At 48.7% G+C, this 26,523-nt stretch carries 18 protein-coding genes and 1 pseudogene; 9 read left to right on the plus strand and 10 right to left on the minus strand.

What is annotated here, in order from left to right:
* The 3 genes and pseudogenes from ACM9J1_RS03360 to ACM9J1_RS03370 form a co-directional block, all read right to left on the minus strand.
* The coding region (locus ACM9J1_RS03360) for a putative Ig domain-containing protein (protein ID WP_415580522.1) at nt 1-1,484 on the minus strand (1,484 nt) is incomplete at both ends.
* A gap of 1 nt (nt 1,485) precedes the next feature.
* Nucleotides 1,486-5,843, minus strand: a pseudogene (locus ACM9J1_RS03365) (putative Ig domain-containing protein); the annotation flags it as partial.
* Nucleotides 5,844-6,072: 229 nt separating this feature from the next.
* Nucleotides 6,073-9,438: a CotH kinase family protein gene (locus ACM9J1_RS03370; RefSeq protein ID WP_415580523.1), complete on the minus strand. Its 3,366-nt coding sequence runs from the start codon at nt 9,436-9,438 to the stop codon at nt 6,073-6,075.
* A 228-nt stretch (nt 9,439-9,666) separates the two neighbouring features.
* On the opposite strand from ACM9J1_RS03370, the gene ACM9J1_RS03375 reads away from it, so the two are divergent.
* The 3 genes from ACM9J1_RS03375 (at nt 9,667) to ACM9J1_RS03385 (ending at nt 12,719) form a co-directional block, all read left to right on the plus strand.
* Complete coding sequence (locus ACM9J1_RS03375) at nt 9,667-10,023, plus strand: hypothetical protein (protein ID WP_415580524.1); 357 nt, start codon at nt 9,667-9,669, stop codon at nt 10,021-10,023.
* Nucleotides 10,024-10,486: 463 nt separating this feature from the next.
* Nucleotides 10,487-11,308: a hypothetical protein gene (locus ACM9J1_RS03380; RefSeq protein ID WP_415580525.1), complete on the plus strand. Its 822-nt coding sequence runs from the start codon at nt 10,487-10,489 to the stop codon at nt 11,306-11,308.
* A 433-nt stretch (nt 11,309-11,741) separates the two neighbouring features.
* Nucleotides 11,742-12,719: an O-antigen ligase family protein gene (locus tag ACM9J1_RS03385; RefSeq protein ID WP_415580526.1), complete on the plus strand. Its 978-nt coding sequence runs from the start codon at nt 11,742-11,744 to the stop codon at nt 12,717-12,719.
* 49 nt (nt 12,720-12,768) lie between these two features.
* On the opposite strand, the gene ACM9J1_RS03390 is transcribed toward ACM9J1_RS03385, so the two are convergent.
* Nucleotides 12,769-13,554, minus strand: coding sequence for a glycosyltransferase (locus tag ACM9J1_RS03390; protein WP_415580527.1), 786 nt, complete (start codon nt 13,552-13,554; stop codon nt 12,769-12,771).
* Between the two features lie 142 nt (nt 13,555-13,696).
* Between ACM9J1_RS03390 and ACM9J1_RS03395 the strand changes: the two genes are divergently transcribed.
* From ACM9J1_RS03395 to ACM9J1_RS03410, 4 genes are all read left to right on the plus strand, one after another.
* Nucleotides 13,697-14,911 (plus strand): O-antigen ligase family protein, encoded by a 1,215-nt coding sequence (locus ACM9J1_RS03395; protein WP_415580528.1) that lies wholly within the window; start codon nt 13,697-13,699, stop codon nt 14,909-14,911.
* Nucleotides 14,912-14,982: 71 nt separating this feature from the next.
* Nucleotides 14,983-16,083: a glycosyltransferase gene (locus ACM9J1_RS03400; protein WP_415580529.1), complete on the plus strand. Its 1,101-nt coding sequence runs from the start codon at nt 14,983-14,985 to the stop codon at nt 16,081-16,083.
* 110 nt (nt 16,084-16,193) lie between these two features.
* Nucleotides 16,194-17,177 (plus strand): UDP-glucuronic acid decarboxylase family protein, encoded by a 984-nt coding sequence (locus tag ACM9J1_RS03405; protein ID WP_415580530.1) that lies wholly within the window; start codon nt 16,194-16,196, stop codon nt 17,175-17,177.
* Nucleotides 17,178-17,227: 50 nt separating this feature from the next.
* A complete protein-coding gene (locus ACM9J1_RS03410; protein ID WP_415580531.1) occupies nt 17,228-18,544 on the plus strand; it encodes an undecaprenyl-phosphate glucose phosphotransferase in 1,317 nt (438 codons plus the stop codon).
* Here the strand turns inward: ACM9J1_RS03410 and ACM9J1_RS03415 are convergent.
* The 5 genes from ACM9J1_RS03415 to ACM9J1_RS03435 are packed head-to-tail and all read right to left on the minus strand — an operon-like array spanning nt 18,541 to nt 23,785.
* Nucleotides 18,541-19,722 (minus strand): glycosyltransferase family 4 protein, encoded by a 1,182-nt coding sequence (locus ACM9J1_RS03415; protein WP_415580532.1) that lies wholly within the window; start codon nt 19,720-19,722, stop codon nt 18,541-18,543. The two genes, ACM9J1_RS03410 and ACM9J1_RS03415, sit on opposite strands and share 4 nt — an antisense overlap.
* Complete coding sequence (wecB, locus tag ACM9J1_RS03420; RefSeq protein ID WP_415580533.1) at nt 19,719-20,804, minus strand: non-hydrolyzing UDP-N-acetylglucosamine 2-epimerase; 1,086 nt, start codon at nt 20,802-20,804, stop codon at nt 19,719-19,721. Before wecB ends, ACM9J1_RS03415 begins: the two co-directional genes overlap by 4 nt.
* Nucleotides 20,801-21,679, minus strand: coding sequence for a hypothetical protein (locus ACM9J1_RS03425; protein WP_415580534.1), 879 nt, complete (start codon nt 21,677-21,679; stop codon nt 20,801-20,803). Before ACM9J1_RS03425 ends, wecB begins: the two co-directional genes overlap by 4 nt.
* Nucleotides 21,676-22,989: a phenylacetate--CoA ligase family protein gene (locus ACM9J1_RS03430; RefSeq protein ID WP_415580535.1), complete on the minus strand. Its 1,314-nt coding sequence runs from the start codon at nt 22,987-22,989 to the stop codon at nt 21,676-21,678. The genes ACM9J1_RS03425 and ACM9J1_RS03430 overlap by 4 nt, the downstream gene beginning before the upstream one ends.
* A 1-nt stretch (nt 22,990) precedes the next feature.
* Nucleotides 22,991-23,785, minus strand: coding sequence for a DUF3667 domain-containing protein (locus tag ACM9J1_RS03435; RefSeq protein ID WP_415580536.1), 795 nt, complete (start codon nt 23,783-23,785; stop codon nt 22,991-22,993).
* 121 nt (nt 23,786-23,906) lie between these two features.
* Between ACM9J1_RS03435 and purD the strand changes: the two genes are divergently transcribed.
* Nucleotides 23,907-25,187, plus strand: coding sequence for a phosphoribosylamine--glycine ligase (purD, locus tag ACM9J1_RS03440; RefSeq protein ID WP_415580537.1), 1,281 nt, complete (start codon nt 23,907-23,909; stop codon nt 25,185-25,187).
* Nucleotides 25,188-25,224: 37 nt separating this feature from the next.
* On the opposite strand, the gene ACM9J1_RS03445 is transcribed toward purD, so the two are convergent.
* A complete protein-coding gene (locus ACM9J1_RS03445) occupies nt 25,225-25,455 on the minus strand; it encodes a DUF6341 family protein (RefSeq protein WP_415580538.1) in 231 nt (76 codons plus the stop codon).
* Between the two features lie 46 nt (nt 25,456-25,501).
* On the opposite strand from ACM9J1_RS03445, the gene ACM9J1_RS03450 reads away from it, so the two are divergent.
* Nucleotides 25,502-26,431, plus strand: coding sequence for a DUF6427 family protein (locus ACM9J1_RS03450; protein ID WP_415580539.1), 930 nt, complete (start codon nt 25,502-25,504; stop codon nt 26,429-26,431).
* Nucleotides 26,432-26,523: the final 92 nt, after the last annotated feature.

The following is a 26,523-nucleotide window of genomic DNA, read 5'->3' on the forward strand; positions in this document are numbered from 1 at the left end:
GTCGAGGTGTTCAGTGTCAACCCTGAAGGCAACGCCGGTGAAACGCTGTAGGAAACAACATTTCCGGTTACGCTTGGGTTCAAATTCGAGATCGCATTTCCAACCGTAAATACGTTCGGCGATGTATAGGTCAGGGAATTCGGTGCGACATCGTTGACGGTTATTGACAACACGGCCGATACGTTGCCCCCGGCGTTCGTGGCCGTAACCAGAAAGTTGGTTGGCGGCGTTACCGCGGTTGGTGTTCCCGAAATGATGCCCGTTGAAGTATCCAGAGACAAACCGGCAGGCAATGCCGGAACGATCGTGTACATATCGATGACGCCTGACGCCGCAGGAATCAAATCAATTATCGTCGAGCCAACGGTAAACACATTCGGCGTCGGGTAAACCAATGAGAAAGGCGCGTGCGGATTAACAGTAATGACAATGTCAAACGATACCATTCCCCCCGAATTGGTAGCCGTAACAGTATAAATCGAAGCCGAAGTTTCTGTTGTTGGCGTTCCTGAAATTACACCCGTAATTGGGTCAAGCACCAACCCGTCAGGAAGACCTGGAGAGACACTAAACAGCACGACGTTTCCACCCACAGTCGGGGCAAGCGGCACAATTGCTTCGTCAACCGTGAAAATATTTGGTGTTGTGTATGACAGTCCTGAAGGCGCGACATCGTTCACGGCGATGACGACACCAAAGGTCGTGCTGCCGCCGGTGTTCGAGGCCGTTACGGTGTAAGTCGCGGTCGCGGTCACCGCAGTCGGTGTCCCGGAGATGACGCCGGTTGAGGTGTTCAGGTTCAATCCAAGAGGCAGCGACGGCGAAACGCTATACGAAACGACGTTTCCGGTCACGCTAGGGTTCAAATTCGAGATCGCACTTCCAACGGTGAACACGTTCGGCGATGTATAGGTAAGCGAACTTGGCGCGACGTCGTTCACGGTGATGACGATTCCGAAGGTCGTGCTTCCGCCGGAGTTTGTGGCAGTAACCGTATAAGTCGCAGTCGCGGTCACCGCAGTCGGTGTCCCGGAAATGACGCCGGTTGAGGTGTTCAGGTTCAATCCAAGAGGCAACGATGGCGAAACACTGTATGAAACTACGCTTCCTGTCACCGATGGATTCAGGTTCGTAATCGTGTTTCCAACGGTGAACACGTTCGGCGATGTATAGGTAAGCGAACTTGGCGCGACGTCGTTCACGGTGATGACGATTCCGAAGGTCGTGCTTCCGCCGGAGTTTGTGGCAGTAACCGTATAAGTCGCAGTCGCGGTTACGGCAGCGGGTGTCCCGGAAATCACGCCGGTCGATGTGTTCAGCGTCAATCCTGAAGGCAACGCCGGTGAAACGCTGTAGGAAACAACATTTCCGGTCACTGATGGGTTGAGGTTTGCAATGGTATTCCCGACGGTAAACACGTTCGGCGAGGTGTAAACGAGCGAGTTCGGCGCGACATCGTTCACGGTGATGACGACACCGAAAGANGTATTCCCGCCGGAATTGGTTGCGGTCACGGTGTAAGTCGCGGTCGCGGTGACCGATGTCGGCGTTCCGGAGATGACACCGGTTGAGGTGTTCAGGTTCAATCCAGTCGGCAACGACGGCGAAACGCTGTAAGAGACCACGCTTCCGGTAACCGAAGGGTTGAGGTTTGCAATGGTATTCCCGACGGTAAACACGTTCGGCGAGGTGTAAACGAGCGAGTTCGGCGCGACATCGTTCACGGTGATGACGATTCCGAAGGTCGTGCTTCCGCCGGAGTTTGTGGCAGTAACCGTATAAGTCGCAGTCGCGGTTACGGCAGCGGGCGTTCCGGAAATTACGCCGGTCGATGTGTTCAACATCAATCCTGAAGGCAACGCCGGTGAAACGCTATACGAAACGGCGTTTCCGGTCACGTTAGGGTTCAAATTCGAGATCAAACTTCCAACGGTGAACACGTTCGGCGAGGTATAGGTAAGCGAACTTGGCGCGACATCGTTCACGGTGATCACGATTCCGAATGTCGTGCTGCCGCCTGAATTGGTTGCGGTCACGGTGTAAGTCGCGGTCGCGGTCACGGCAGTCGGTGTCCCGGAAATCACGCCGGTCGATGTGTTCACGGCCAACCCTGAAGGCAACGCCGGTGAAACGCTGTAGGAAACCACGTTTCCGGTCACGCTTGGGTTCAAGTTCGAGATCGCACTTCCGACGGTGAACACGTTTGGCGATGTATAGGTCAGCGAACTTGGCGCCACATCGTTCACGGTGATGACAATCCCGAACGTCGTGCTTCCGCCTGAATTGGTTGCGGTCACGGTGTAAGTCGCGGTCGCGGTGACCGATGTCGGTGTTCCGGAGATGACACCGGTTGAGGTGTTCAAGACCAACCCGTTCGGTAACGCCGGTGAAACGCTGTACGAAACAACTGTCCCTGTTACGCTTGGGTTCAAGTTGCCGATGGAAACCCCCTTGGTGAAAACGTTTGGCGAGCTGTAAGATAAATTGCTCGGCGCTACAACAGGCGCGTTTACCGTGATGACGATGCCAAAAGACGCGGTGCCGCCAGCATTGGTGGCCGTTACGGTGTAGGTATTCGTTGGTGTCACGGCGGTTGGCGTTCCCGAAATAATTCCTGTTGTCGTGTCGAGTGACAACCCAGCAGGAAGCGCTGGAGAAACGCTGTAACTTGTCACGCTGGCAGCAACCGTTGGCGTCAGCGGTGTGATGGCTGTTCCGGTCAAATATGTGTTTGGCGACGGATAAATGAGCGGCAGTTTTACGCCGTCGAGTGCGATGTTGTTGAAGGTGACGCGGTTTCCGGCCGATGCGGTCATATCTGGGCCGGTGAAACGCAACCTGACCTTGAAATTCGGGTTGTCATTTACGGCAGCAATGGTTGTAAAATCGGCTTCGTACAACTGGAATGAATTGGTCACCAATGCGAATGAAGTGGCCGACAAACCGGCTGTTGTCCACACCGGCGCACCAGCATTTACCGCATAATCAATCGTAATTCCGGTGGCGGCATTTTCGTCCATGGCCGCGAAGGAAAATTTGATGTTTTTGTAATCTTTGGTTGAGAGGTTGAAGACCAAGGTGTTTTCTCGGCCGTTGTCTTGGAATGGCTGCGTGATTTGCAAGCCACGCATATTGCCGGCCACATACGGGTTGCCGCTGTTGGCTTCCGGACGGTAATTGATCGGGGTGGGTTTGTTCCGGCGTTCCATGGATGCCTTACGCCAGTTCGGGTGCGACGCATCATACGGATATCCGGCGAATGCCGATTCGAAATTGATGACACCGTCGGTCGCAACTTCGTAGAATGAGCTCAGGTTGGTGAGCGGCGTGTCGTTCGGGATGGCGCTGTTCATGTACCAGAAGTTGATGGGCACCGATACTTCGGCCGAAAAACTCGCCGGGATGAATACCGCAGTCACCGAAAAACTGGCGCCTGTAGTAATGGTAATCTCATCGGTTGTGGCGGTTGATGCGCCGGTCCAGTGGCTGAACATATATCCCGGTTTGGCGATGGCCTTGAGTTTCACCGGAATGTTCGAGAAATAAATCCCCGTCCAAGGATATGGGTTGGCGGCCGTAATGCCGGGCGTGCCTTGTTGGATGTCGATCGTGTTGATCTTAATGTAGCCGTGCGCGGCGTTCGAGACGTTCAGCGTGGCGTTGATGTTGTTCGAAATCCCGAATTCGGCGCGGATGTGCTGGCGCTGGTGGTTCGGGCGGTCGTTAGCGAAATGCAGCCGCTCGCCTACGAAATATTCCCATTCGTCCAAATCGAAAGGCGCTTTCCAACGGGCAACCTGCTCGGCCATTTCGGGTTCGATTTCCGCCTTCATCGCATTGATGATCGATACCACGCGCGATGGTAAAAACGACGTATTCATCACGTCGGCGAAACGGGAGATGAAATCGTTCTTGAAGCTTGGGTTTTCGAGCAATTTGCGCAGGATGAGCGTCGACCATTGTGGGTTCGGGAAATCCGGCCCGTTGGGTTCGGTAGCTACGGCAAGTATGTTTTCATTGTCGCTGTACATGGTCGAGCTCATGTCGTGCGTGGCCCAACGCCAGCGGCCGTCGCTTCCGTAAGGCGCGTTCGGGTCGTAGGTCGTGTTTTTACGCCAAAACACGATGTTGTTGCCCGGCCAGTCTTCATTAGCGATGAAGATGTTGGTGATGAAATAATCCATGAAACTCTCGGTGTCCATCTGCGTCCTGATGTAGTCGTAGTTGGCTTGCGGCACCAGCGAATTGTTCTCGATGTAGTCAATCATTGCCAGGTAATGGTCGTTGTCGCCTTCCTCGATGTACTGGTCGCTGCCGTCGTTTTCCAGAAGCTCAATCTGGTTTTTCGGGATGCCGTGCACCCGGAGGAAAAACTCATCGTCGTATTTTTCGCGCATGGTCAACAAACCCCAGTATTCGCCGTTGATGAGCGTCACCACGGGCTGGCTCGCCTCGGTTTGCGTGTGCAGGTAACGCGCCATTTCCGAACAGAGCGCATCCTTAAAGAATGAATTGTAAAAGTCGCTGCCCGAGTTTTTCAGCACGACGCGTTTGAAATTCGTATAGGGTTCGTCGGCGAAAAACTTATACGCCATGCCGTCTTGGTCTGCGTAGATGTTCATCGATTTGCTCGGGTACAGGCGTGAGTAGTTGCCCTGCACGCGGACGCCGATGGGTTGGTTCAAGACTTCCTGCCCATTGACGAAATAGTTCAAATGACCGTCGCGCTGGAAGGCCGATCCTTTCTGGGTGTAATTTCCGATGGGATAATCGGCGGGTTCGGTCGGGAAATCTGTCCGGAACTGATCGAAAATCTGTCCGGCCACATAAATACCGTCTTCATAATCGAACAGCTTGTTCTCGTCGATGCTCAGCGAAAATACCGGCAACGAAAAACGGGAATTGCCCGATGGCGTGATGAAATAGTTTTTGGTCACGACCGGGCTGTCCTGAAAACCGACCTTGACCACTTTTGCGCGGACAACCGTTGCCTTGAAAATGTTTACACCGGGTAAGTAGTCCGGCGAAAAGTCAAACGTCGATGAGGTCATCGAAATCTTGTTGGGTTGCGACGTGCGGTCGTTCAACGTGAGCGCGCCGCTGTAGGTATTGGTTTGGAATGACCGGAACAGCATCGGGCCAAAAGGTTGCCCGGGTATTTCCGGATACGAATTCTTGTAGTTGTAGGTCGTGCCGCCCAAATTCGCCGCGCTGGGCTCTGAACCATCGAGCGTGTAAAGAATCGTTGCGCCCGGTTCGTTGCTGGTTAATGTCAGGGTAAATCCTGTCGTGAAGAAACCAGATTGTTGCGAGAACGTTGGCGGATCCAGTTGCCCTCCGGAACCCGCGCTTGGATTTTGGGCCGCGGGTGTGACCAAGGCGATGATATTGAAACTGCCCGTGCCGTTGGGCTGGCGTCCGAGCGATTGGTTGTTAGGGATGGCCGTGGCCGGCGCGACATCCACCGTAACGTTGCCGGGAGCAGTCAGTGTGATGGCTTCGCCGCCGCCGCTGATTTTCCAGTTGGTGTGCAACGGTTGGCCCGGCGTGGTGCGGTTTTTATCGGAACACCAGATGAGCAGATATCCATTGGCGGGCAAGTTTACGTTCGGGAACACCCATTTGTAGGGTTGCGCGCTGTCGTCGGTAAGGCCATACCCGTTGAGGTTGACCGCCGCCGGACCGTTGTTGTACAATTCTACCCAGTCCTGGAAAGAGCCGTCTTCATCGGTATTGATGGACGTATTCCCGGAAACGACTTCATTGACCACGACCTGGCTCTGGGCATGGCTGGAAAGTAACAGTGAAAAGGCAAAAAATGCCGCGCGTAAATATCGGATCATCTAGCTGTTTGTGTTTAAGCGGGAAAGGTAGCCAAACCACAACGGACGCTAAATTTTAGTCGTTACACGGCGCATTTTGACGATGAATTGCAGGTTGCCAAACTTAAAAATCGCTTAAAAGTCACTTAAGGAAAATTGTTGCAGGAAAGCCCTGATAATTCGAAAGATGACCGCCACAAAATAAAAAAGGAGGCCATCGAGACCTCCTTTTTCAATCAAAAAGATATGTTTATTTCTTGAAGATTTTCTTCGTTTCGGTCCTGCCGTCGCTGTTGAGTTGCAGCAAGTACAGGCCGCTGTTGAGTTCTTCAATGGAAAGTTGCGCTTCTGTGCTGAGTTTTCCGGCTTTCACCAGTCGGCCGTCCATCGAATAGACGTTGAAGGTCACTTCGCCATTGGTTCCGGCCACCGTGATGATGCCACTGGTTGGGTTCGGATAAACGATGAGTTTTACCAGATCTTGCGTTGGCGCATCGAGTGTGGTCGTACCGTGAACCGCAATGTTGTTAAAGGTAATGCGGTTGCCGTTGTCGACTTCCATATTGCTTCCCGTGAAACGCAGCCTGACCTTGAAGTTGGCGTTGTTGTTGGCTGCCAATACCGGCGTAAAATCAACCGTGTAAAGTTCAAATACCGAATTCAGCGTCAAGGTTGAAGATGCCAAACCAGTCGTCAACCAAACCGGCGTGCCTGCGTTTACGGAATAGTCTACCAAAATCCCGGTGGCATTGGTCAATTCGTTCATCGCCGCAAAAGAGAACTTGATGTCTTTGTAGTTCACCGTCGAGAAGTTAAACACCATCGTGTTGCCGTTTGCGCCGCTCGCCAAAGGTTCGGTAATCTGCAAGCCTTTCATGTTGGCCGCGACGTAAGCTGCGCCACCGTTGGCTTCCGGAATGTAGTTCAAAGGCGTTGGTTTGTTGCGGCGTTCCATCGAACCGTGACGCCACAATGGGTCAACCGATGTGTATGGATAGCCCGGCAAGCAAGACGTGTAGGAAATGTTTCCATCAACGGCATCGGCCTCGAAAGTCGTGGCCAAGTCGGTGAGCGGCGTGTCGTTCGGGATGTTGCTGTCCATGTACCAGAAATAGATTGGCTCACTTTGGGCTACCGTGACCGGAGCAAACACGGCAGTTACTGAAAACGCCGAAGCCGAACTGATCGTGATTTCATCGGTCGTCGCGGTAGAAGCGCCGGTCCAGTGGTCAAATATATAACCCGGATTGGCGATGGCCTTCAATTTCACCGGAATGTTCGAGAAATAGACGCCCGTCCAAGGATATGGGTTTCCGGTGATGCCGTCGGTGCCATCTTTAATGTCGATTGTATTGATCTTGACGTAACCGGCCGCAACGTCAGACACGTTCAAAGTCGCGTTGATGTTTGAAGTGATGCCGAACTTGCTACGGATGTGGTTGCGCTGGAACGCCGGGCGTTGGTTCGCGAATTCATTGTAGAAGTTGATGTAATAGTCGCGAGTGTCTAGGGTTTCCGGGTTTTTCCAACGGGCAATGTGCTCGTTCACTTCCGGAAGGATCGCACCATTCATATCGGCCAATATTTCCGTCACGCGCGAAGTCAGGAACGTGGTGTTCATCAAGTCGGCGAAACGGTTGATGAAGTAATTTTTAAACGTTGTGTTCTGCAACAATTTACGCAGGAACAACGTCGAATACGGCGGGTTCGGGTATGCCGGGCCGTTGGCCGCCGTGGCCGCCGCCAGGTTGTTGTGGCTGTAGTTGTCTGAAGTGATGCCGAAACTGTCGTCCATGTCATGGAACACAAAACGCCAGCGTCCGTCGTGGCCGTATTCGGCGCCCGGTGTAAACGGTACGCGCTTGCGCCAGTATACACGGTTGGTACCCGGCCAGTCTTGGTTGTCCATGTAAATGTTGGCGATGTAGTAATCGGCGAAATTCTCTACGTCCAGACGCGTGTTCACGTAAGCGTAATTAGCGTCTGAAATCGGGTCGTTGTTTTCAAACCAAGTCTGAAGATCGAGCCAATCAATGTTGTCGCCCGATTCGATGTACTCTGTAGCGATGCCGTCATTTTCGAGCAAATCCAGATCTGCATCGTCAATGCCGTACACCCTTTTGAAATAGTTGTCATCGCGTTTTTCCCGCATGTCCATGATGCCCCAATATTCTCCGTTGATCATGGCAATGGCCGGCTGGTATTCTTCAATCGTCGGCAACAGGTTGCGGCAAATTTGGTGGTTCACCACGTCACGCAACATCGTGTTACGGAAATCGCCGCCGCCGTTGCGGATGACCAATCGGTCAAATTTGTCTTCAATCAGGTTGCTGAAGAATTTGTAGTTGATTTTGTCGGCGCCGTATTCAGAACGGGCGTATACGTTGAACGACTTGTTTTCGTAAGTGCTGCTTTCCCCGCCGTGGATGCGCAAGCCAACAGTTTGGTTGACCACTTCCTCACCATTGACCAAGTAGGTCAGGTTGGCGGTTTGTTCGGTAGCGATGCCCGAGCGGTAGTAGTTGCCCACTTCCACATATTCCGGCGTATCGGCAGGGTTGGCGTCGCGCCAGTCGTCCCAGTCTTTACCGGCTACGTAGATGCCGTTGTTGTAGTCGAAGAGTTTGGCTTCGGTGATTCCGATGGAAACCACCGGCAAGGAGAAACGGCTCGCGCCCGAAGGCGTTACGATGTACGTTTCCGACGCGATCGGGCTGGTGAGTGCACCGGCTTTCACGACGATGGCGCGTACCACGGTTCCTTTGAAAATATTAAACGTCGATGGCAAATACGTGGGATTGTGTTTGTACGTCGCATTGATCATCGAGATGTCATTGGCCTGCGACGTGCGGTCTGCAATGGCAATCGGAGCCGTGTAGGCGAACGACTGGTAATTCTTGGTGAGCAGCGGCCCTTCGGAATCACCAGGTTGTTCTGCGTAGACGTTGCGATACTGATACGTGGTTCCCGCCAGGTTTGTCGGTGATGGATCAGACCCATCGGTTGTGTAGTAAATCGTGCCGCCCGCAACCGTAGTGGAAATCGTCAGGTTGAAACCGGCCGTGTAGAAACCGCTGTTTTGTGAAAACGTAGGCGCCGGAAGGATTTCGGTATAACCCACGCTTCCGTTCTGTGCAGCCGGGGTAACGGCGGTAATGTACATGAACGATCCGGTGCCATTGGGGATGCGGCCCCAGGAAATATTGGAAGTTGCCGGTGCAGCCGGAGCAGAATCTGCTGTGATGCCGCCCGGAGCGCTCAGGGTAATGGTTTCGCCTGCCGAACTGATTTTCCAATTGGTGTGCAAAGGCTGGCCTACGACCGTACGGTTTTTGTCTGAACACCAAATCAGCAAGTAGCTGTTTGCCGGCATGCTGACCGCCGGGAATGTCCATTTGTACGGGAGCGCGGCATCATCGGTCAGTCCGTAACCATTGAGATTAACTGCCGAGGCGCCAGCATTGTAGAGCTCTACCCAGTCTTGATAAGAGTCGTCTTCATCCTTATTAATGGTAGTGTTTGAAGAAAGGACTTCGTTGATTACCACTTGTCCTTGCGAAGGGCTCACAAAGCCAAGGCAAATCAATGTAAAAAAGAAGTAGGTAATTTTGTTCATTGCGTAATACGTTAAGGGATTGATTTTAAGCGATCCAAATGTATATAAATGGTTAGGAAAACATTTATTTATTCGACGTAAGGGTTTTTAAACTCTATGAAGTGCTGTTCTTAAGGGAATCTTAAGGCGTCAACCGATGCTTTTAGGAATTTGAATTTCGGGGCGTGTTCACTTGCTTTTTGTTTAAAAACGTTTACTTTTGCTCATTGAAACAACTAAAAAAAAGACATGAAAAAGGTATTATTTGGAGCGATGGCCATTTTGGCGATTTTTTGTTCATGTAACAATAAAGTTGAAAAAGAAGCGGAGAATACTGAGGCGCAAGCGGCAGTCCAGGCAGATACGCTGACGGATGTAGATAGGTATGAAGGGAAGGTTGTTGAATCTGAAACAGGCGAATGGTTTGTCATCAAAGATGGATTGCGCTGGAGGGCAATGTCTGAACCTGCCACAACAGACTATCTTAATTCTATTGCCGATGGCACAAACCATGTTGTTAGGGGTGTGCCGAACAAAACCTTGGAGCAATTTCCGATCGGCGGCGAGATACTCCCGAAATTGAAATACGTGGAAAAAGTAAATTGAAACACTCGAAAGAGTGTTTTTTTGTTAAAAGCCTGTTCCTAAACCAACCGCTAACCGTTTGAAAAGACTTATCGACAAAGCCACTGGCCACCTGTCACTGGTTATCATCATTCTTGGCGCCGCGTGCTTTTTTGCCGCTAACATTTTGTTGAAAGAGGTTTTGTCTGAACAAGCGTACGGGCAATACTCAATCGCAATAACGTACTTTTCAATCATATATATGTATGGGTTATTGGGGTCGGAGCAACTTTTTCTTCGGTTTTCACATCATATTGGGCCAAACACCATTACGACGCAGCGCTTTCAAAAGCAACTTATCATTTGCGTTATCTTGATTACTTCAGTCTTGGCGACGGTATTTTTCGCGGTCGGATATGGTCATGCGACGCACTGCAGCATTGTAATGCTTTATCTATCTTCGCTAGGGATTATTGGATTGTTGTACCTTTTCAATATTTTTCGCTTGAATGGGCAATTTGTATTCGCGCAGTTCCTTTCCAACTTCTGGAAAATCGTGCTCGTCCCGATTGCGGTATTATGGTACTTTAAGTGGTTGGCCGGGCTGCCGATGTTGATAGACATACTGATGGCTGCCATAATTATTTCAGTTGCCATTGCGCTTTTCGTCTTTTTCCGTCGGATACAATTCGTGTACGATGAATCTGTGTCGAGAAAAGAAACGTTGACGATGTTTTTCCATCAGTTTATCTCGATATCAGCATTTTCGCTGCTGATGTTCGGCGACCGTTTTATCATTGAGCGAAAATTCGGTGTGGCGGGTTTCGGCAATTATTTTTACCTCACGAACTTTTTTTTGGCGCCGTTTTCAATCTTGCAAAACTATGTGGGTTTTAAGCAGTTGGTTTTTTTCAAAAAGCATTTCACGATGACTGGGTTCGACGCCTTGAACCGAAAAATCCTATTGTTCAGCCTTGCCATGGGAATAGGTTTGTATTTCCTTCCGGCCATTGTTGGGCGTTTTGTACGGCTTAATTTTGATTTCGGGCGGTATCAGGCGGTCATTTTACTATTATTGATCTTGGGCGTAGCAAGGCTGTATTCTGCTTCCATTTTATCGGCGTTCGAAGCCAAGACAACGGTAAAGACGCTCCAAAAGGCAAATCTTATTTTCATCGGTTTGGCCGGTTTAATAATCGGTTTGGCGTTTTTGTTTTTTAATGCGCTGGAATGGATTATACTTGCCATGATCTTAATCTGGCTATTCCGCAGTATATTGCTTCGACAATTACTCTTAAAAATAGTAAACCAAGAGCCAAATCATTGATATGCTTTCGATCAGGAAAATTTACGTAACACTTTTTCTCATTGGGTTGTTTTTCTTTCCCTTCAATGATTTTGAAGGCTTTGAACCGCTTGGAGAATTCAAGAACGAAGCGGGCGCTTACTTTTTTCTCTTGGGTTTTCTTTTTTTCGGAATAGAAAGTTTGTATAGGGGAAAAATATCAATACCCTATAAAAGTCGGATTTTTCAGGTTCTGATGGTTTTCTTAATCTGGTGCGTCATCACCATTGTCTTGAATTTTAATAGCGTATCCGACAGTTACTTTAAGCATACTACCGGAATTTACAGGTTTATACGGCAGTTTATTTCGTTGCTTATATCCACATTTTTGTTTTTACTGTATTTCTGGAATGTGATTGTTAGATGGTCGGTCATAGAAATCTTAACCAAAATCAGACGTGTTTTGTTATACTGTATGATTTTCGCTTTTTCTTATGGCGTGCTCGAAACGGCAATTGTTTATTTCAACGTCGGTGCCGCCAGACCAATCCTTGACTTGTTCGATTATTTCCCATTTCTCGATGTTAATTTTCCACCGGGCGGCCGTATTTCGTCCGTCGCATATGAATCGCCGGCGCTTGGCAACTATCTCATTGCGGTTTCCGGATGGATGTTTAGTTATATTCTTACGGAAAAAAATAACCTTTACAAGTTCTTGCCAACACTAATGGTACTGTTCCTTACTTTCTTTTCGGGTTCGCGTACAGCCATGGCGACGGTAGGACTACAGGCCGTTATCTTGTTTGCAATCATGTACGCGATGCCTCAGTATCGCAGAACTGTCACCGTCGGCTTCGGCTACGTGGCCATTGTTGCCGCCATCATGCTGGCCGCCAACGGCGAGAACATCGTCAGGTCTGTTGACGAGAAACTAAAGAGTTTAAATTTTTCGCAGAACCTGAAGAAGAATGTGTCCAACCAGTCGCGATTTGGCATGCAATACGCGTCTCTTCAGGTGTTCAAGGAGCATCCCGTTGTTGGTGTCGGCTTCGGTCAGGAAGCCTATTATACACGGTTTGAATATCCCGGCTGGGCAAAGAAGGACAACTGGGAATTTAAGGCCATGTACCTCAACAAGAATTTCCCTTCTTTTCCCACATCTTATAACCTTTACACTAGATTATTGGCTGAAACGGGCATTATCGGCGTCCTAATTTGGTGTTTTATGATTTATCTCTGCATCGCAAATTCCATCAGGCTATTCAAAACCTCAAAAGAATATGAGAAAGTACTAGCCTTTATTCTCTTGATTTCGTTTACGGGCATGAGCCTGAATTGGCTCCAGACAGACTTCTTCCGTCAGTACGCATTTTGGCTCTGTTTTGTGATTATGATCCGGTTACTGGCTCTTCGCCAAGCAACACAAAAAGAGTTGCAGGGCCAATCACATTAGGCCGCTGTTTTTTCGATGAAAAAGCAATGTGATCTTATTCCGAAAAGGTCTAAAGACTGTTTTTTCGCAAGAGCTTTTTGATCCGGACCAGAAACTCGCGAGACATGAACAGCAAGGGGAAATTCCGAAGCAGGCCGTACACCGGCCAAAAGCCAAACTCGAAATTGTCTTTGATGATCCGGAGTCGGTCCCATACTTGGGCACGGCGGTTCTTTGACGAATAGCCTTTTTCGTTGATGGTATAGTAAATTAACGCTTCTGGAAGGTTTTCGACTTTGAATTTTTTTGAAACGTTAAAAACAAAAGCATAGTCTTCGGACCATCGGTATTTCTCTGGGAAAAACCCTACGGTTTTCAAGATTTCACTTCGAAACAACATCGTAGGATGGGCAAACATGGAGTTGACATACATGTGTTTCTTGATTTCTTTGTCTTTGACCGGATATTTGTGCGTGTATAGAAAATTACCTTTACTATCAATGCAATCTATCCAAGAGCCAATCAAGGCGATATCAGTGTTTTTCTCAAGATATTCGAGTTGCTTCCTGAATCGGCCGGGTTTGTTCAAGTCGTCGGAGTCCATGGTGCCGATGAATTCATAGGCGGGCTGCATTTCCGTAATACGCAGCAAACCCAAGTTACGCGCGGCGCCGCAACCGCCGTTCTTTTCCATGTTTACAATCCGCAGTTTGCCGGGTTTAAAATACGGTTGAAGTTCGGCTTCCTGTGGCCGGACTGTGCTTCCGTCATCCACAATCAAGATGTCAATCGGGATGTTTTCATCAAAAGATGCCAGCGATTGTTTTATGCGCTCATTGTCATTGTAGTGTGACATCAGCACGATTATCCTAGCTTTTGAACCGAGGGCAGAATCCATAAAAATGCAACGTATTTCGGCGCAAAAGTAACATTAAAAAACAAACCCGCGAACCGGAACCTATTTTTGATTTATTTTTACCACCAAAACCTAAATTCGCATGCGCCTTTCAAAAAACGAGCTCTACGATTTCATGTTTTGCTTGCTCATACTTTCTATACCGTATTCAAACAAAGCGCCCAATATCATTCTTATGGCGCTCGGTGTTTTCTTTCTGGCCGACTATAAAGCAATAAAATCCCTATCATTTAGCAGGCTCAAGACGTGGCCGTTGATGATTTTTCTGACATTTCTCGCCTATTTTCTGCTAATGGGCGCCGTAACGGGCGTTTTGGCGGACAACAAGTATGGTTTGTTTCCGCTTTTGGTAGCGATTCCGATTCTGGCGCTCAAGATTACCGACTTCAATCGATTATTGTGGGCCTTCTTACTCTCGGCGGTCGTGCTTTCGGTTCCGGCGATATACAATCTTCTGTCGTTTTATTTTAAAGTCGAACAACTCAGTCTCGGCGAGGGCACGTTCATCAATGATTTGCTTGGAATGGAAAGACCGTATCTGGGTTTCCTTTGCGTGATCAGCGTTTTTTCGGCACTAAGGCTGGCCTCGGAGTATCCTCGGTATAAAGTGGCATTATTGTCTATTGCGGTTTACATCGCCTTGTTCGTTTTCTTTATTTCGGCGCGTATCTCAGTGCTCACTATTTTGGCGATGACGGCGCTTTATTTCATATTTTATATAAAAATGTCGTCCATAAAGCGGATCGGATTGGTGTCCGTCATGTTGCTCATCCCGGCGCTCATTATTTTATCGAGCAGTAATTTACGGATGCGGTTTTTTATCGGAGAAGACTGGGCATCGTCCGTTAAGGCACTCAAGCGTTACGAACCACGACTCATCACATGGGATTGCGCACACGACATCGCTATAGACCATAACTTCAACCCAATCGTCGGGCTTACTTCGTATAGCGTACTAGATGACAAACTCATTGAATGCTATGGTACTAAAATGGAAAACAAGCATAGGGCGAACTTTTTCATCGAGCGCAAGCTCAACACGCACAACCAGTACATTTGCTACTATCTCCTTACCGGTATTATAGGTCTTGGCTTAATTTTGCTTTTTTTTGCGTCTGGCCTAATTTGCTATCGGCAAGATTTCACGAAAGTGGCCATGTTGGTCGCCATCATGTTTTTCTTCGTTGTCGAAAACGTAATGAACAGGCAAATGGGCAATTATTACTTCATTTTGCTCCTGGCTTTTGTCAGTCTGCATCCCAAGAAACAAAATCCGGTAGCGCCGCCACAGGCTTAAAGTTTCGCTTTTTCTTTTTTGTCGGAAAAAAACAGATTATTTTTGGCCATCCAATCCAATACCTTTATTCGTTGAAAAAAGCACTCGTTGTTGACTGGCTTGACAAATACGGCGGCGCCGAAAGAGTTATTGCCACATTTGAGAAGATTTTTTCATTTGATGTTACCTACACGTTGGTGAACATCATGGAACAGGACAACCTTAGGAAAATTTATCCCAAGGGCACTGAAGTACTCAAGGAAACTAGGCTGAAGAAACTCAATAAAAAGTTCAGGGTTGTTTTCTTCTCGTTCCAGCATTTTATCAAGACCATCAAGATTGACCGCGATATAGATTTGATCCTGTCTTCCTCGCACGCAGTGGCGAAAGGCGTCCGGAAAAGCCGTCCAAACCAATTGCACATCAGCTACTTCCAAGCGCGTAATTTCAACTACATATGGAGCGACTATAAGTTGTATTTCGGGGCGTTTAGGCATTTGCTGTATCCTATGGTGCACTACCTTCGCAAAGAAGACATTCGGCAAGGTCAAAATCCAGATTACATTATCAGCAATTCAGTCTTCGTACAGCAATGGGTTAGGGAAAAATATGGCAGGGAGTCAACAGTCATCTATCCGCCGGTAGATCTTGAGCCTTTTCATTTGGAAACAGAAAAAGAAGATTATTTCGTTGCCGTGGGCAGGTTGGTTTATGTAAAGCGCTTCGACATTGCCATTAAAGCATTTAACAAAAGCGGGAAAAAGTTGATTGTGATAGGCGATGGCGATCAGGCGCGCTACCTCAAAAAGATGGCTGGTCCGAATATAATCTTTACCGGATTTCTAGATTCTTCAGAGGTTCACCACTACGTCAGTAAAGCAAGAGGATTTATCCAGACCGGAATCGAAGGTTTTGGCATTGCACCTATCGAGGCGCAGGCATGCGGAACTCCTGTAATTGCCTACGCCGATGGCGGAGTGGTCGAAACCGTCAAACCGGGCGAGACAGGCGTATTTTTTGAAGCTCAAACTGTGGAGTCGCTCGGGCGCGCACTCGAAATGTTTGAATCTACTTCGTTCAACGCGCACGCCATTCGGACACATGCCATGCGATTCTCTACAGACCGGTTCGAAAAGGAAATAACATCTTTTGTAACCGAAAAGTGGCGCGCGCACAACCAACACTTTTCTTAAACAGTGTAAAGAAATCTACAGAACGGTAGTTTAATACGCGCCAAATTTTTATGTTTGCAACACAGTATATAACGGTAGTATCCAAGCTTCGGTTATAAACAAAATCGCACATGAAAAGAATCCTCATTACCGGAGCCGCCGGATTTCTTGGTTCGCACCTCTGTGACCGTTTTATTGCAGAAGGATATTACGTTATAGGGATGGACAACCTTATCACCGGCGACCTCAAAAATATCGAACACCTTTTTAAACACAAAGATTTCGAATTTTATCACCACGACATCACTAAGTTCGTACACGTTCCCGGAAAGCTAGATTACATCCTGCATTTCGCCTCGCCGGCCAGCCCAATCGATTATTTGAAGATTCCAATCCAGACGCTCAAGGTCGGTTCACTTGGTACGCACAACCTTCTTGGCTTGGCGCGTGTCAAGAAAGCCCGCATCCTGATTGCATCCACATCTGAAGTTTATGGCGATCCGCTCGTGCATCCGCAGACAGAAGAATATTACGGCAACGTGAATACCATCGGGCCACGCGGCGTGTATGATGAGGCCAAGCGTTTCCAGGAATCAATTACAATGGCCTACCATACGTTCCACGGGGTTGAAACCCGCATCGTGCGTATTTTCAATACATACGGCCCGAGGATGCGATTGAACGACGGACGCGTCATCCCGGCCTTCATCGGCCAGGCATTACGTGGCGAAGACTTAACCGTTTTCGGCGACGGTTCGCAAACACGTTCTTTCTGCTACGTTGACGACCAAGTGGAAGGCGTATTCAGGCTGTTGCATAGCGACTACGCCTATCCGGTGAACATTGGCAACCCAGATGAAATCACGATCAAGGATTTTGCGGAAGAAATCATCAAACTCACCGGAACCGATCAGAAAATTGTTTATCATCCGCTCCCGATGAACGATCCGTTGCAACGTCAGCCAGACATCACTAAGGCCAAAGCCATTCTGGATTGGGAGCCAAAAGTGGGTCGTGCCGAAGGGATGAGAATCACTTACGAATATTTCAAATCATTGTCTGACGAAGAACTTCTGAAAGAAGAACACAAGGATTTCACGAAGTATATTCATTGATGGTCGCAGCGCAAACAGGAAGATATTCTAAGTACATCCGGCCAATCAGCGTGTTTTTTGATTTGGCCGTAATTACCGTCTTTGCGCTATATTTCTACCGTGATTTACGGCTGGATTTCCACATTTACTTATTGTATCAAGTCATCGCGTGGTTGCTGATTGCCTATATTGTCAAGTTTTACAGCATTTATCGCTTTACGACGCCCGTCGAAATCCTGTCGAAGCTCGTCAAGCAAGGCGCCATTTTCCTGCTCGTAGTTATTGCGTATTTTCCGTTTTCGAAGCAATCCATCTTCAGCGGAAAGGCCATCGCCATTTGTCTTAGCGTGTCGTTTGCCGTCATTACCTTGTCTAAGACGATGTGGTTTTACTACTTAAAGAAATACCGCATCGTTACCGGCAGTAACTTCCGCAGCGCGGTCATCATTGGCTATACGCCCGAAGCCATCAATCTCAAGGAAGTTTTCATGACCAGGAACGATTACGGCTACCGGTTCATGGCATTTTTCTCGGACAAGAAAACCAACCCGAATATCAAGGGAAAAATCGATGACGTAAAACCATTTGTCATCGCCAACAACGTCGATGAGATTTATTGTTCGCTCAACGAAATCAGCAATGACCAACTTAAGGACTTAGTCGATTTCGCCGACGAGCAAAACAAAACGCTCAAGTTCATTCCCGACACGAAGGAGATTTTCTCCAAAAACCTGAAAATTGACTACTACGAAATGTTTCCGGTGCTTTCGCTGCGCAAAACCATGTTGCACGACCCGGTGACCAAAGCCTTTAAACGCGCTTTCGACATTGTTTTTTCGTTTTTGGTGATTGTCTTGCTCTTGTCTTGGCTTACGCCGCTTCTGGCCATATTGATCAAGCTCGAATCACGTGGCCCGGTATTTTTCAAGCAAGGCCGTCCCGGGTTGAATGAAACCGAATTTTTCTGTTATAAATTCCGCTCGATGCGCATCAACAAGACCACTGAGCGTGAAGCCTCGAAGAATGACCCACGCGTCACCAAAGTCGGGCGGTTTCTCCGCAAAACAAGCTTGGACGAACTCCCGCAATTCATCAATGTATTGTTGGGCGACATGTCTGTCGTTGGGCCGCGTCCGCACTTATGGTCGCAAAATAAAGCTTATGGCAACCGGATCAAGCGATACATGGTGCGCCACTACGTGAAACCAGGCATTACCGGATTGGCGCAGGTGAAAGGCTATCGCGGCGAAATCGAGACCGACGAAGACATGGTCAACCGGATCAAGTTTGACGTATTCTACATAGAGAATTGGTCGTTGTTCCTCGACCTGAAGATCATCGTCCAAACCGTCATCAACATTTTTAAGGGCGAAGAGAAAGCCTACTAAAACACGCGCTTTTCAATCAATCCGGCCATTTGCGCGTCGAGGTTGAATTCCCGAGAAGCCGTTTCGAACACTTGTTTTTTCATCGATGCGATGTGTAACTTGTCAAGCGTAGCAATCTCGCGGAGCTTGGCGTTCAAATCGTCAAAATCGCCTACTTCGGCCACCCAGCCAAGGTTATTTTCCCGAACAATGTCGCCGCCTTCGCCACCACCGAAATACAACAGTGGCAAGCCGAGCGCGCCGTATTCGAAGATTTTCGATGGCACCGAACCGTAAATCCTTGTGGTGAGCGGTACGAATGCAATGTCAAAAGTCTCCAACATCCCGTGTAATGCCTGGCGTTCCAGCATGCCGTGGAACCGAATGTTTTTTTCGGGATGCGACGCGATGTAAGCTTCGATCTGTGCTTTTTCGGCACCGTCGCCGAAGATGTGGAATTCGATGTTCAGTCCGGACAATTGCATCTTGTCGCACGATTCGAGAACACCTTGCGCCACACCGAGCAATCCCGCATAAAAAAGCCTGATGTGCTGCCCGCTTTCTTTGGGTGAGAACCCAGGTTCGTGTTCGGGGAAATTTCGGTAGAGAAAGCACGGTTTATTCGGGACGATGCCTTGCACATGGCTGATGATTTCGTTGGATTGGCCCAGCACGAGCGTGGCTTTCCGGTAAATCGATTTTTCAATCCAAAGCAGGCGTTTGTGCGAAAACGAATCCTTTTTCAAGACGCCGAGTTCGATGGCTGCAGACGGCCACAAATCAGAAACATTGAGTATGATTTTGCGTCCGCGCCAAGACAGCACCGTGACGGCGATGAACGACAGCAGCAGCGGCGGCGATTGCACGACGACTTTCTGGGGCAATTTTCCGAAAAGCAAATGGAAGAACAACCCGACCGAAAAGGACAAAATCGACACAATCCGCTTCAGGATGTTTTTGCTGTTGCTCGGGTAAATCCAGAGTCGTTTCACCGCAATGCCGCGCAGGTTTTCGCGCACCGAGAATTTGCCTTTGTAATCGGGAAACAACGCGCCCTTCGGGTAATTCGCCAATGGGCACACCACTTTAACCTCGTAGCCGTTTTGTTGCAATTTCAACGCAAGCTGTTCGATGCGGTTGGCCGCCGCGCCTTTTTCCGGCGGATAATAGTTGGATATGATGAGGATTGGCTCGGTCATTTCCGGAGTAGGATTTCCACGATGCGTACCGACGCGCGTCCGTCCCAAAGCTCTGGAATGCCGCTGTCGCGTGGTCCGTTCTTTAAGAAAGAGGTGTAGGCCGACGCAAGGTTTTCCAGTTTGACGCCCACGAGTGTATTGGTGCCAATGGTTTGCGTTTCAGGCCGTTCGGTTGTGGTGCGCATCGTAAAGCACGGGATTTTCAACACGGTTGTTTCTTCTGAAATGCCGCCCGAATCGGTAATCACCGCAAAGGCATTTTTGATCAGATACATGAAGTTCAGATAACCTTGCGGCTCGGTGAACAGGATGTTTTTCAAGTTGAGGTTTTGTTCGCCCAAAATGGCTTTCGTCCTGGGGTGAATCGGGAAAATCACCTTTTTGCCTTCGCACATGTTATCGATGCCCTGTAGGAGTTTCACCAATGATTGTTCTTCATCTACGTTCGATGGCCGGTGCAACGTCAGGATGACATAATTGTCTTTTTCAAGCCGGAACGCTTCCCAGAAATCCGGTTTTTTGATGCGGTCGAGATTACCCAGCAGCGTATCGATCATGACGTTGCCCACGAAATGGATGTGGTTTTTGTCCGCACCGTATTTGAGCAGGTTTTCGCCCGCAGTCGTTGATGTGGTAAAGAAATAATCCGTAATCGAATCCGTAACAATGCGGTTGATTTCTTCGGGCATTTCCATGTCGCCAGACCGGATGCCGGCTTCCACGTGCGCGACCTTGATGTGCATTTTCTTGGCGACGATCGCGCAGGCCATGGTGGAATTCACATCGCCCACAACCAAGACCAGATCACACGGGTGTTGTTCGAGTTCTTTCTCGAAAGCCACCATGATCGCTGCAGTCTGTATGGCTTGCGAACCGCTTTTCACTTCCAGATTGGCGTGTGGCTGCGGGATGTTTAGTTCTTCAAAAAAAGTATCGCTGAGGTTTTTGTCGTAATGCTGGCCGGTATGCACCAACCGGTAATTGATTTGGTTTCCGGCGGTGTGCGCGGCTTCAATCGCCTTGATGATCGGGGCAATCTTGATGAAATTCGGGCGTGCGCCGGCAACTATCGTGATGTTCATTGCTTCAGTTTAATGATTTGCGCCTTGGCGGCATCGATTCGGTAATATACCTTGGGTTTGTCGCCGAAAGGAGAGACAATAATTTTGTTCGGATCTTTTGTATCGGTTTCGTGGGTAAAGCCATTCAGACAGCTTTCCACGCGATCGTCATCTATTGATTCGAGATTCATCACTTCGTCGAAGTGCAACGTGACGTAACCGATTTCCTGTCCGGCGCCGCACATGCCTTGCACATTGTCGCGCGACGGGCAATCGTATTTGAGCAACGCGCGATTTTCTTCCTTGCCGCGGTAAAAACCTTCGAGCGTAAAATCGTGAATGTACAGGTTCAATTGGCGCAGGTCAATCCAAACGTCTTCCTCTTTTTGCGGGATGCGCAGGAATTCCCGTTCTTTCCAGACGGCAATTTCGTCAGCCGATACGCCGCCGACGGGCAGTTTCCTGTTCCCTTTTTGCCAACTTCCGACCAAACAATCGCCTTCATGCGCAAAGGTAAATTTTTCGTCATATCCGCTCAGATTTTGCAGTTTTTCAGCGCGTTCCCAGACGTTGTTGCCCTCGACTTGCAGCGTCGTCACCTGGTTTCGTTTTTCGTCCGATGCAAAACTATACAGCGTCAATCCGTTGCAGTAAATCCCGACGAGCGGAATCCTGATCTGCTTGTTGTCGTAGACATACCAGCCGCTGACCGAATAGACCGATCGGGCGTCCATATCGGCGTCCTCATATTGGAGGAAAATCGTGATCTGGTATTTTCCGTCGATGATAGCCGGAATCATGCGCTGTCCGGTCATCGGTGCAACAATTTCGGGCTGCGGTTGCGCAAAGCCGGAAAGCGAAAAAATTACGATTACTATAACAATCAATTTTTTCATTGGACGAGCGAGGTAAATTGTTTGAGCTTGCCGCTTTTCCCGCGTTCCGATACGTCAGTACGATGGAAACGGAACGCCAGTCCGGGTTCGAGATAATCGCACAACACATTTGAATAGTGTGTCATCTCGGTTTCGTTGAGCGGCCGTTCACTGACGTAATCGATGTCAAAAGTATCGGTTTTTATTTGCTTGATCGTAAATTCCTTGACATTTCCGTCATCGTCAAAGAGCTTTTTTGTGATGGAATAAAACGTCATGCCCGGAGACCGTTTCCCGCTCGGCAAAATAGCCACATCATTGGAGCGCCCGATGAGTTTTTTCAGGATTGGTTTCTTGGCGGTGCTTTTTTCATCCAATATGCCGATGTCGTTCACATCGTACCGGATCATCGGGTGTGCTTTGTTGTACAACAACGTCACGATGATGCGGCCTTGTTGTCCGTAGGGCAGGATGTTTCCGGCGTCGTCCACGATTTCCACGAAACAGGTTTCGGCGTTCACCTGCCATTCTCCCGAAGCGTTTTCCATGGCAATCAAATCCAGTTCGGCTGCGCCATATTCGTTCACGACAGGCAAGCCGAGTTGGGTTTCGAGCAACTTCCGGTCTTTTTCGAACAGCATTTCAGAAGTCGTGATGCAGACTTTGAGCGTCGGGCAAACGTCTTTCAAAATGAGGTTTCTGTCCTTGAGGTATTTGGCCAGCAGCACGATTGAATTCGTATAGCCGTTGATGTAATCGAATTTCTTTCTACGGAACACATCGACCATCCGCGCCATGCCGGCATCCGAAAAATCGAAGATGTCAAACCGGTACCGGCGGCTCAACACGTCCTTGAGTTTGAGTTTCAGCCCGGCCACAAAGTCCAGCGTCCGGCCGTAGAATCGCGCCTGTAAAGAGGTGTTGTAATCGATACCGTGCCAGTTCCAGCGCCGCATGATGTTGGCCCAGATCAACGCGTGGCAGGGTTTGTCCTTGGCGAAAACCATCGGGTCGCCACTGGATCCGGACGTCTTGTTGATAAAAACATTCTTCTCGGTGTAGCCGTCAGAAAGCCGTTCCCGGAGTGGCCGTTGCAAATCCGCTTTTTTCATGATGGGCACCGAGGCCCAATCTTGAATCGGCTCGCGGCCCGCGATGTCCTGATACAGCTTATTGCGCATTTGGTGGTACGCCACGATTTCCCGTTTTTTCTGGTCGATGAAGGCTTGATATTCAGCCTCGGGCACGGCCAATATTTCCGACAATTGCTCGCGTGCCTTACCGATGGGGAAGCCATTGAGTTGGAGCGAGATGTCGAATATTTTAGGCATTTTATTTTGGCTGGGCCGCTTTCATGGTTTCTAATACTTCCGGATTTAAAAGCAAGTATAACAGCGTGCCGCCCAAGGCCAATACCATTATTGTCCCGAACATCAACACGAATGTCAATATCAACCGCAAGATGATTGGGCCGGTCGGTTTGTCTGGATATAGCTGGACGAAAAACCAGATTCCGATCCCAAACATCGAAAACAATGACAGCACGGACGGAATCATTACAAACAACATTGGACTTTCACGAAGAAAATACTGGATCGGCAAAGTCACCGTGATGCTGAAAATGAGTGTCGCCGCGTAGAAATAGGAATTGGCAATGACGTGCTCGCAGTAATTTAGTCCCCATTTTTTGAATGAAATCCAAGAAAAAATAGCGGCAAAAGGAACCGACAGCAACATGAAAATGGCTTGGTATTTCATAAAGCTCGCGGAGAAGCCATCGGCGAAAGTGCTTTTCACGTTTTGCATCTCGTTGAATTTTTGCTGCACTTCAAGCGGATGGATGAAAGCGTTGGTAATGAACGCCGAAATACCGGCAAGCAAGAATACCAACAGAATGGGCTTGTAATGATTTACCCGGTTGCCGTGGATAAATTCCAAAGCCGTCGTGCCGGGTGCGCGCATGATTTTCTTGATGCTGTAGAAAAGTCCTTTGTTGGTATGGATGAGCACATACTGCATCTCATCCTTGATGTATTTGCCATCGATGCGCTTGTGTTTTTTCTGGCCGCAATTGCCACAGAAATTCGCCACAACCTCGTGCTGGCAGTTTCTACACGTTTCGTTCATGGGTAAAGGATTTGTCCAAAATTACTATTTCTGGCGAGTGCGGCAAATGAGGCGAAAACTTTTTTGGATTTAATTTTATTTCAGGGCAAAACGGGCTAATTTTGCGCGACAACACAACATTATGACTGTATTACTCCTCGGATCGGGCGGCCGCGAACATGCACTCGCCTGGAAAATCCTCCAAAGCCAGAATTGCACCCAATTGTTCGTTGCGCCCGGTAACGCCGGAACCGCCGCGATTGCTTCCAATGTTGATCTCAGCCCGGTAGATTTCCATTCCCTCAAAGCGTTTTGCATCCGCGAAAGCGTAGATATGGTTGTGGTTGGCCCGGAAGATCCTTTGGTGCAGGGCATTTACGATTTCTTTCAAAGCGACGAAGCGCTACAACACATTCCGGTCATTGGGCCGTCCAAACAAGGCGCGGCGCTCGAAGGTAGCAAGGAATTCGCGAAGCAATTCCTAATGCGCCACAACATCCCGACCGCAGCATACGAGAGTTTTACCAAAGAAACGGTTGACCAAGGCTGCAAATTTTTGGAAACCCTGCAACCGCCGTACGTGTTGAAGGCCGATGGATTGGCCGCAGGGAAAGGTGTCGTGATTCTGGCCGGATTGGAAGAAGCCAAAGCAGAATTGCGGTTGATGCTCGAAGGCGAGAAGTTCGGGAGTGCGAGCGCGAAGGTCGTCATCGAGGAATTCCTCGACGGCATCGAATTGAGTTGTTTTGTCCTGACTGACGGAAAGAACTACAAAATACTGCCGACCGCGAAAGACTACAAGCGCATCGGAGAAGGCGACACGGGTTTGAATACCGGCGGCATGGGCGCGGTTTCACCGGTTCCGTTTGCCGATGACGTGCTGATGGAGAAAATCGAAACCCGTATTGTGAAACCAACCATTGCCGGTTTGCAGAAAGACGGTATCGAATACAAAGGTTTTGTGTTTATCGGTCTGATTAAAGTGAAAGGCGAACCGTTTGTCATCGAATACAACGTGCGCATGGGCGATCCGGAAACTGAAGTCGTCATGCCACGCCTGCAATCCGATTTGTTGGAATTGTTTACGGCCGTATCTGAGCAAAAACTGGATGAAGTCGATTTGGAAATCGATCCGCGAAGCGCCGCCACAATTATGATGGTTTCTGGCGGTTATCCGGAAGATTACGAAAAAGGGAAAGTGATTTCAGGGATAGAGAACGTCACGGAATCCATCGTCTTCCACGCCGGGACAAAACTAGAAAACAATCAAGTCGTCTCAAACGGCGGCCGCGTGCTGGCCGTGACTTCGTATGGCGATACGTTTGATTCGGCCATAAAAAAATCTTACCAAAGCCTTTCGATGATCAGTTTTGATAAGATGTATTATAGAAAAGATATCGGCTTCGACTTAGAACTTATTTAAGTACTTGCAGCCAAGCTGAAAACGCTTAAATGGGTTCTTATTTTAGGAACGAGTGCGCCGTAGTATCTTGGTTTTCTTCCCCGTTGTCTTTGTGCAGCTTGAGCTGTTTGCACCAATAGTAGGTAGCACCGGCACAAATGATCATAAAAATCCAGTTCATCGTGTTGGCGCCCCACCAGGTTGATGGCTCGGTATGCCTGAGGAAATCAAGCGGCGCAAAAAGATAGTCAACGAACAGTGTCTGGATTCCTTCGAAAAATGCTTTCATTTTTATGAGCGTTATTTTTACATTTACAAAAGTATAAAATATCCTAATGCTCACAAGTCTTTTTCGAAAATCTACGCCGCTGAACTATGCACTGGTCATTATTGCCGCAACCGTTCTCTTTTTCATGTACCAGTTCGGGCATGTGTACCGACTAATAGGCTCGGTCAATTGGCTGGAAAAGACAGGGTTATGGCTCGTGATTTTGTTCTCGATGTTCACCGCGAATTTCATCGTCAAGAAGAACACCATCAGCCGTGACAGCGCTTACACAGTGGTTTGCTACCTGATGTTTTTGGTTTGTTTCCCGTCGTTATTCGACAGCCCGAACCTGATTTTGTCCCACTTTTTTATTCTCCTGGCGTTGCGCCGGTTGGTGTCGTTGCATTCGTTGAAGGCTTCCAAGGAAAAGATCTTTGATGCCTCGCTCTGGATTTTCGTCGCGGCGTTGTTCCACTTTTGGAGCATCCTGTTCATTGCTTTGGTGTTCATCTCGATCCTGTTCCACGTTTCCCGCGACTATCGCAACTGGATTTTGCCCTTCATGGCTTTTTTGGCCATTGCCACATTGTTCATGTTGTATGCGTATATGTTCGATGCGTCTGTCTTTGAACATTTGCAGGAGAAGATGCAAACCAATGTATCCATTGATTATTTCACCGACCAATCGCAAAACATTGCCCTATCAACGTATGCGGTCATGGCCTTGTATTTTACCGCAGCGATGGTTTTCACATTAGGCCATCGCCCGCTGCAGTTGCAATCGTCGTATAAAAAAATCGTGGCGTCGTTCTTTATTGGGGTGGTAATTTTTCTGATTTCGCCTGTAAAGAGCAACGATTTACTGGTGTTTACCGTGGCCCCGCTATCATTTATGGCAACAGCGACCATCGAATATAAGTACCCGACCATCAAGGAAGATATTATCCTGGCGGTGGTCATTGGGGCAGGAATGTTCTTGTTTTTCCTGCAGTTGTGATTAACGATTTTTACTGGAAAGCCGTAATGCGATGTGGTTTGGAAATCGTTTTTTTGTAAGGGCGTAAACCCGAAAGGTTTTTAAAACCTTTC

It is taken from the genome of Flavobacterium longum (assembly GCF_965137575.1).
GTDB classification, from domain to species: domain Bacteria; phylum Bacteroidota; class Bacteroidia; order Flavobacteriales; family Flavobacteriaceae; genus Flavobacterium; species Flavobacterium longum.

What these genes read in the sequence shown, in the direction of transcription:
- ACM9J1_RS03370 (WP_415580523.1), bottom strand. Translation starts at nt 9,438, where the DNA reads ATGAACAAAATTACCTACTTCTTTTTTACATTGATTTGCCTTGGCTTT.
- ACM9J1_RS03375 (WP_415580524.1), top strand. Translation starts at nt 9,667, where the DNA reads ATGAAAAAGGTATTATTTGGAGCGATGGCCATTTTGGCGATTTTTTGT.
- ACM9J1_RS03385 (WP_415580526.1), top strand. Translation starts at nt 11,742, where the DNA reads ATGATTTTCGCTTTTTCTTATGGCGTGCTCGAAACGGCAATTGTTTAT.
- ACM9J1_RS03390 (WP_415580527.1), bottom strand. Translation starts at nt 13,554, where the DNA reads ATGTCACACTACAATGACAATGAGCGCATAAAACAATCGCTGGCATCT.
- ACM9J1_RS03395 (WP_415580528.1), top strand. Translation starts at nt 13,697, where the DNA reads ATGCGCCTTTCAAAAAACGAGCTCTACGATTTCATGTTTTGCTTGCTC.
- ACM9J1_RS03405 (WP_415580530.1), top strand. Translation starts at nt 16,194, where the DNA reads ATGAAAAGAATCCTCATTACCGGAGCCGCCGGATTTCTTGGTTCGCAC.
- ACM9J1_RS03415 (WP_415580532.1), bottom strand. Translation starts at nt 19,722, where the DNA reads ATGACCGAGCCAATCCTCATCATATCCAACTATTATCCGCCGGAAAAA.
- wecB (WP_415580533.1), bottom strand. Translation starts at nt 20,804, where the DNA reads ATGAACATCACGATAGTTGCCGGCGCACGCCCGAATTTCATCAAGATT.
- ACM9J1_RS03425 (WP_415580534.1), bottom strand. Translation starts at nt 21,679, where the DNA reads ATGAAAAAATTGATTGTTATAGTAATCGTAATTTTTTCGCTTTCCGGC.
- ACM9J1_RS03430 (WP_415580535.1), bottom strand. Translation starts at nt 22,989, where the DNA reads ATGCCTAAAATATTCGACATCTCGCTCCAACTCAATGGCTTCCCCATC.
- ACM9J1_RS03435 (WP_415580536.1), bottom strand. Translation starts at nt 23,785, where the DNA reads ATGAACGAAACGTGTAGAAACTGCCAGCACGAGGTTGTGGCGAATTTC.
- purD (WP_415580537.1), top strand. Translation starts at nt 23,907, where the DNA reads ATGACTGTATTACTCCTCGGATCGGGCGGCCGCGAACATGCACTCGCC.
- ACM9J1_RS03445 (WP_415580538.1), bottom strand. Translation starts at nt 25,455, where the DNA reads ATGAAAGCATTTTTCGAAGGAATCCAGACACTGTTCGTTGACTATCTT.
- ACM9J1_RS03450 (WP_415580539.1), top strand. Translation starts at nt 25,502, where the DNA reads ATGCTCACAAGTCTTTTTCGAAAATCTACGCCGCTGAACTATGCACTG.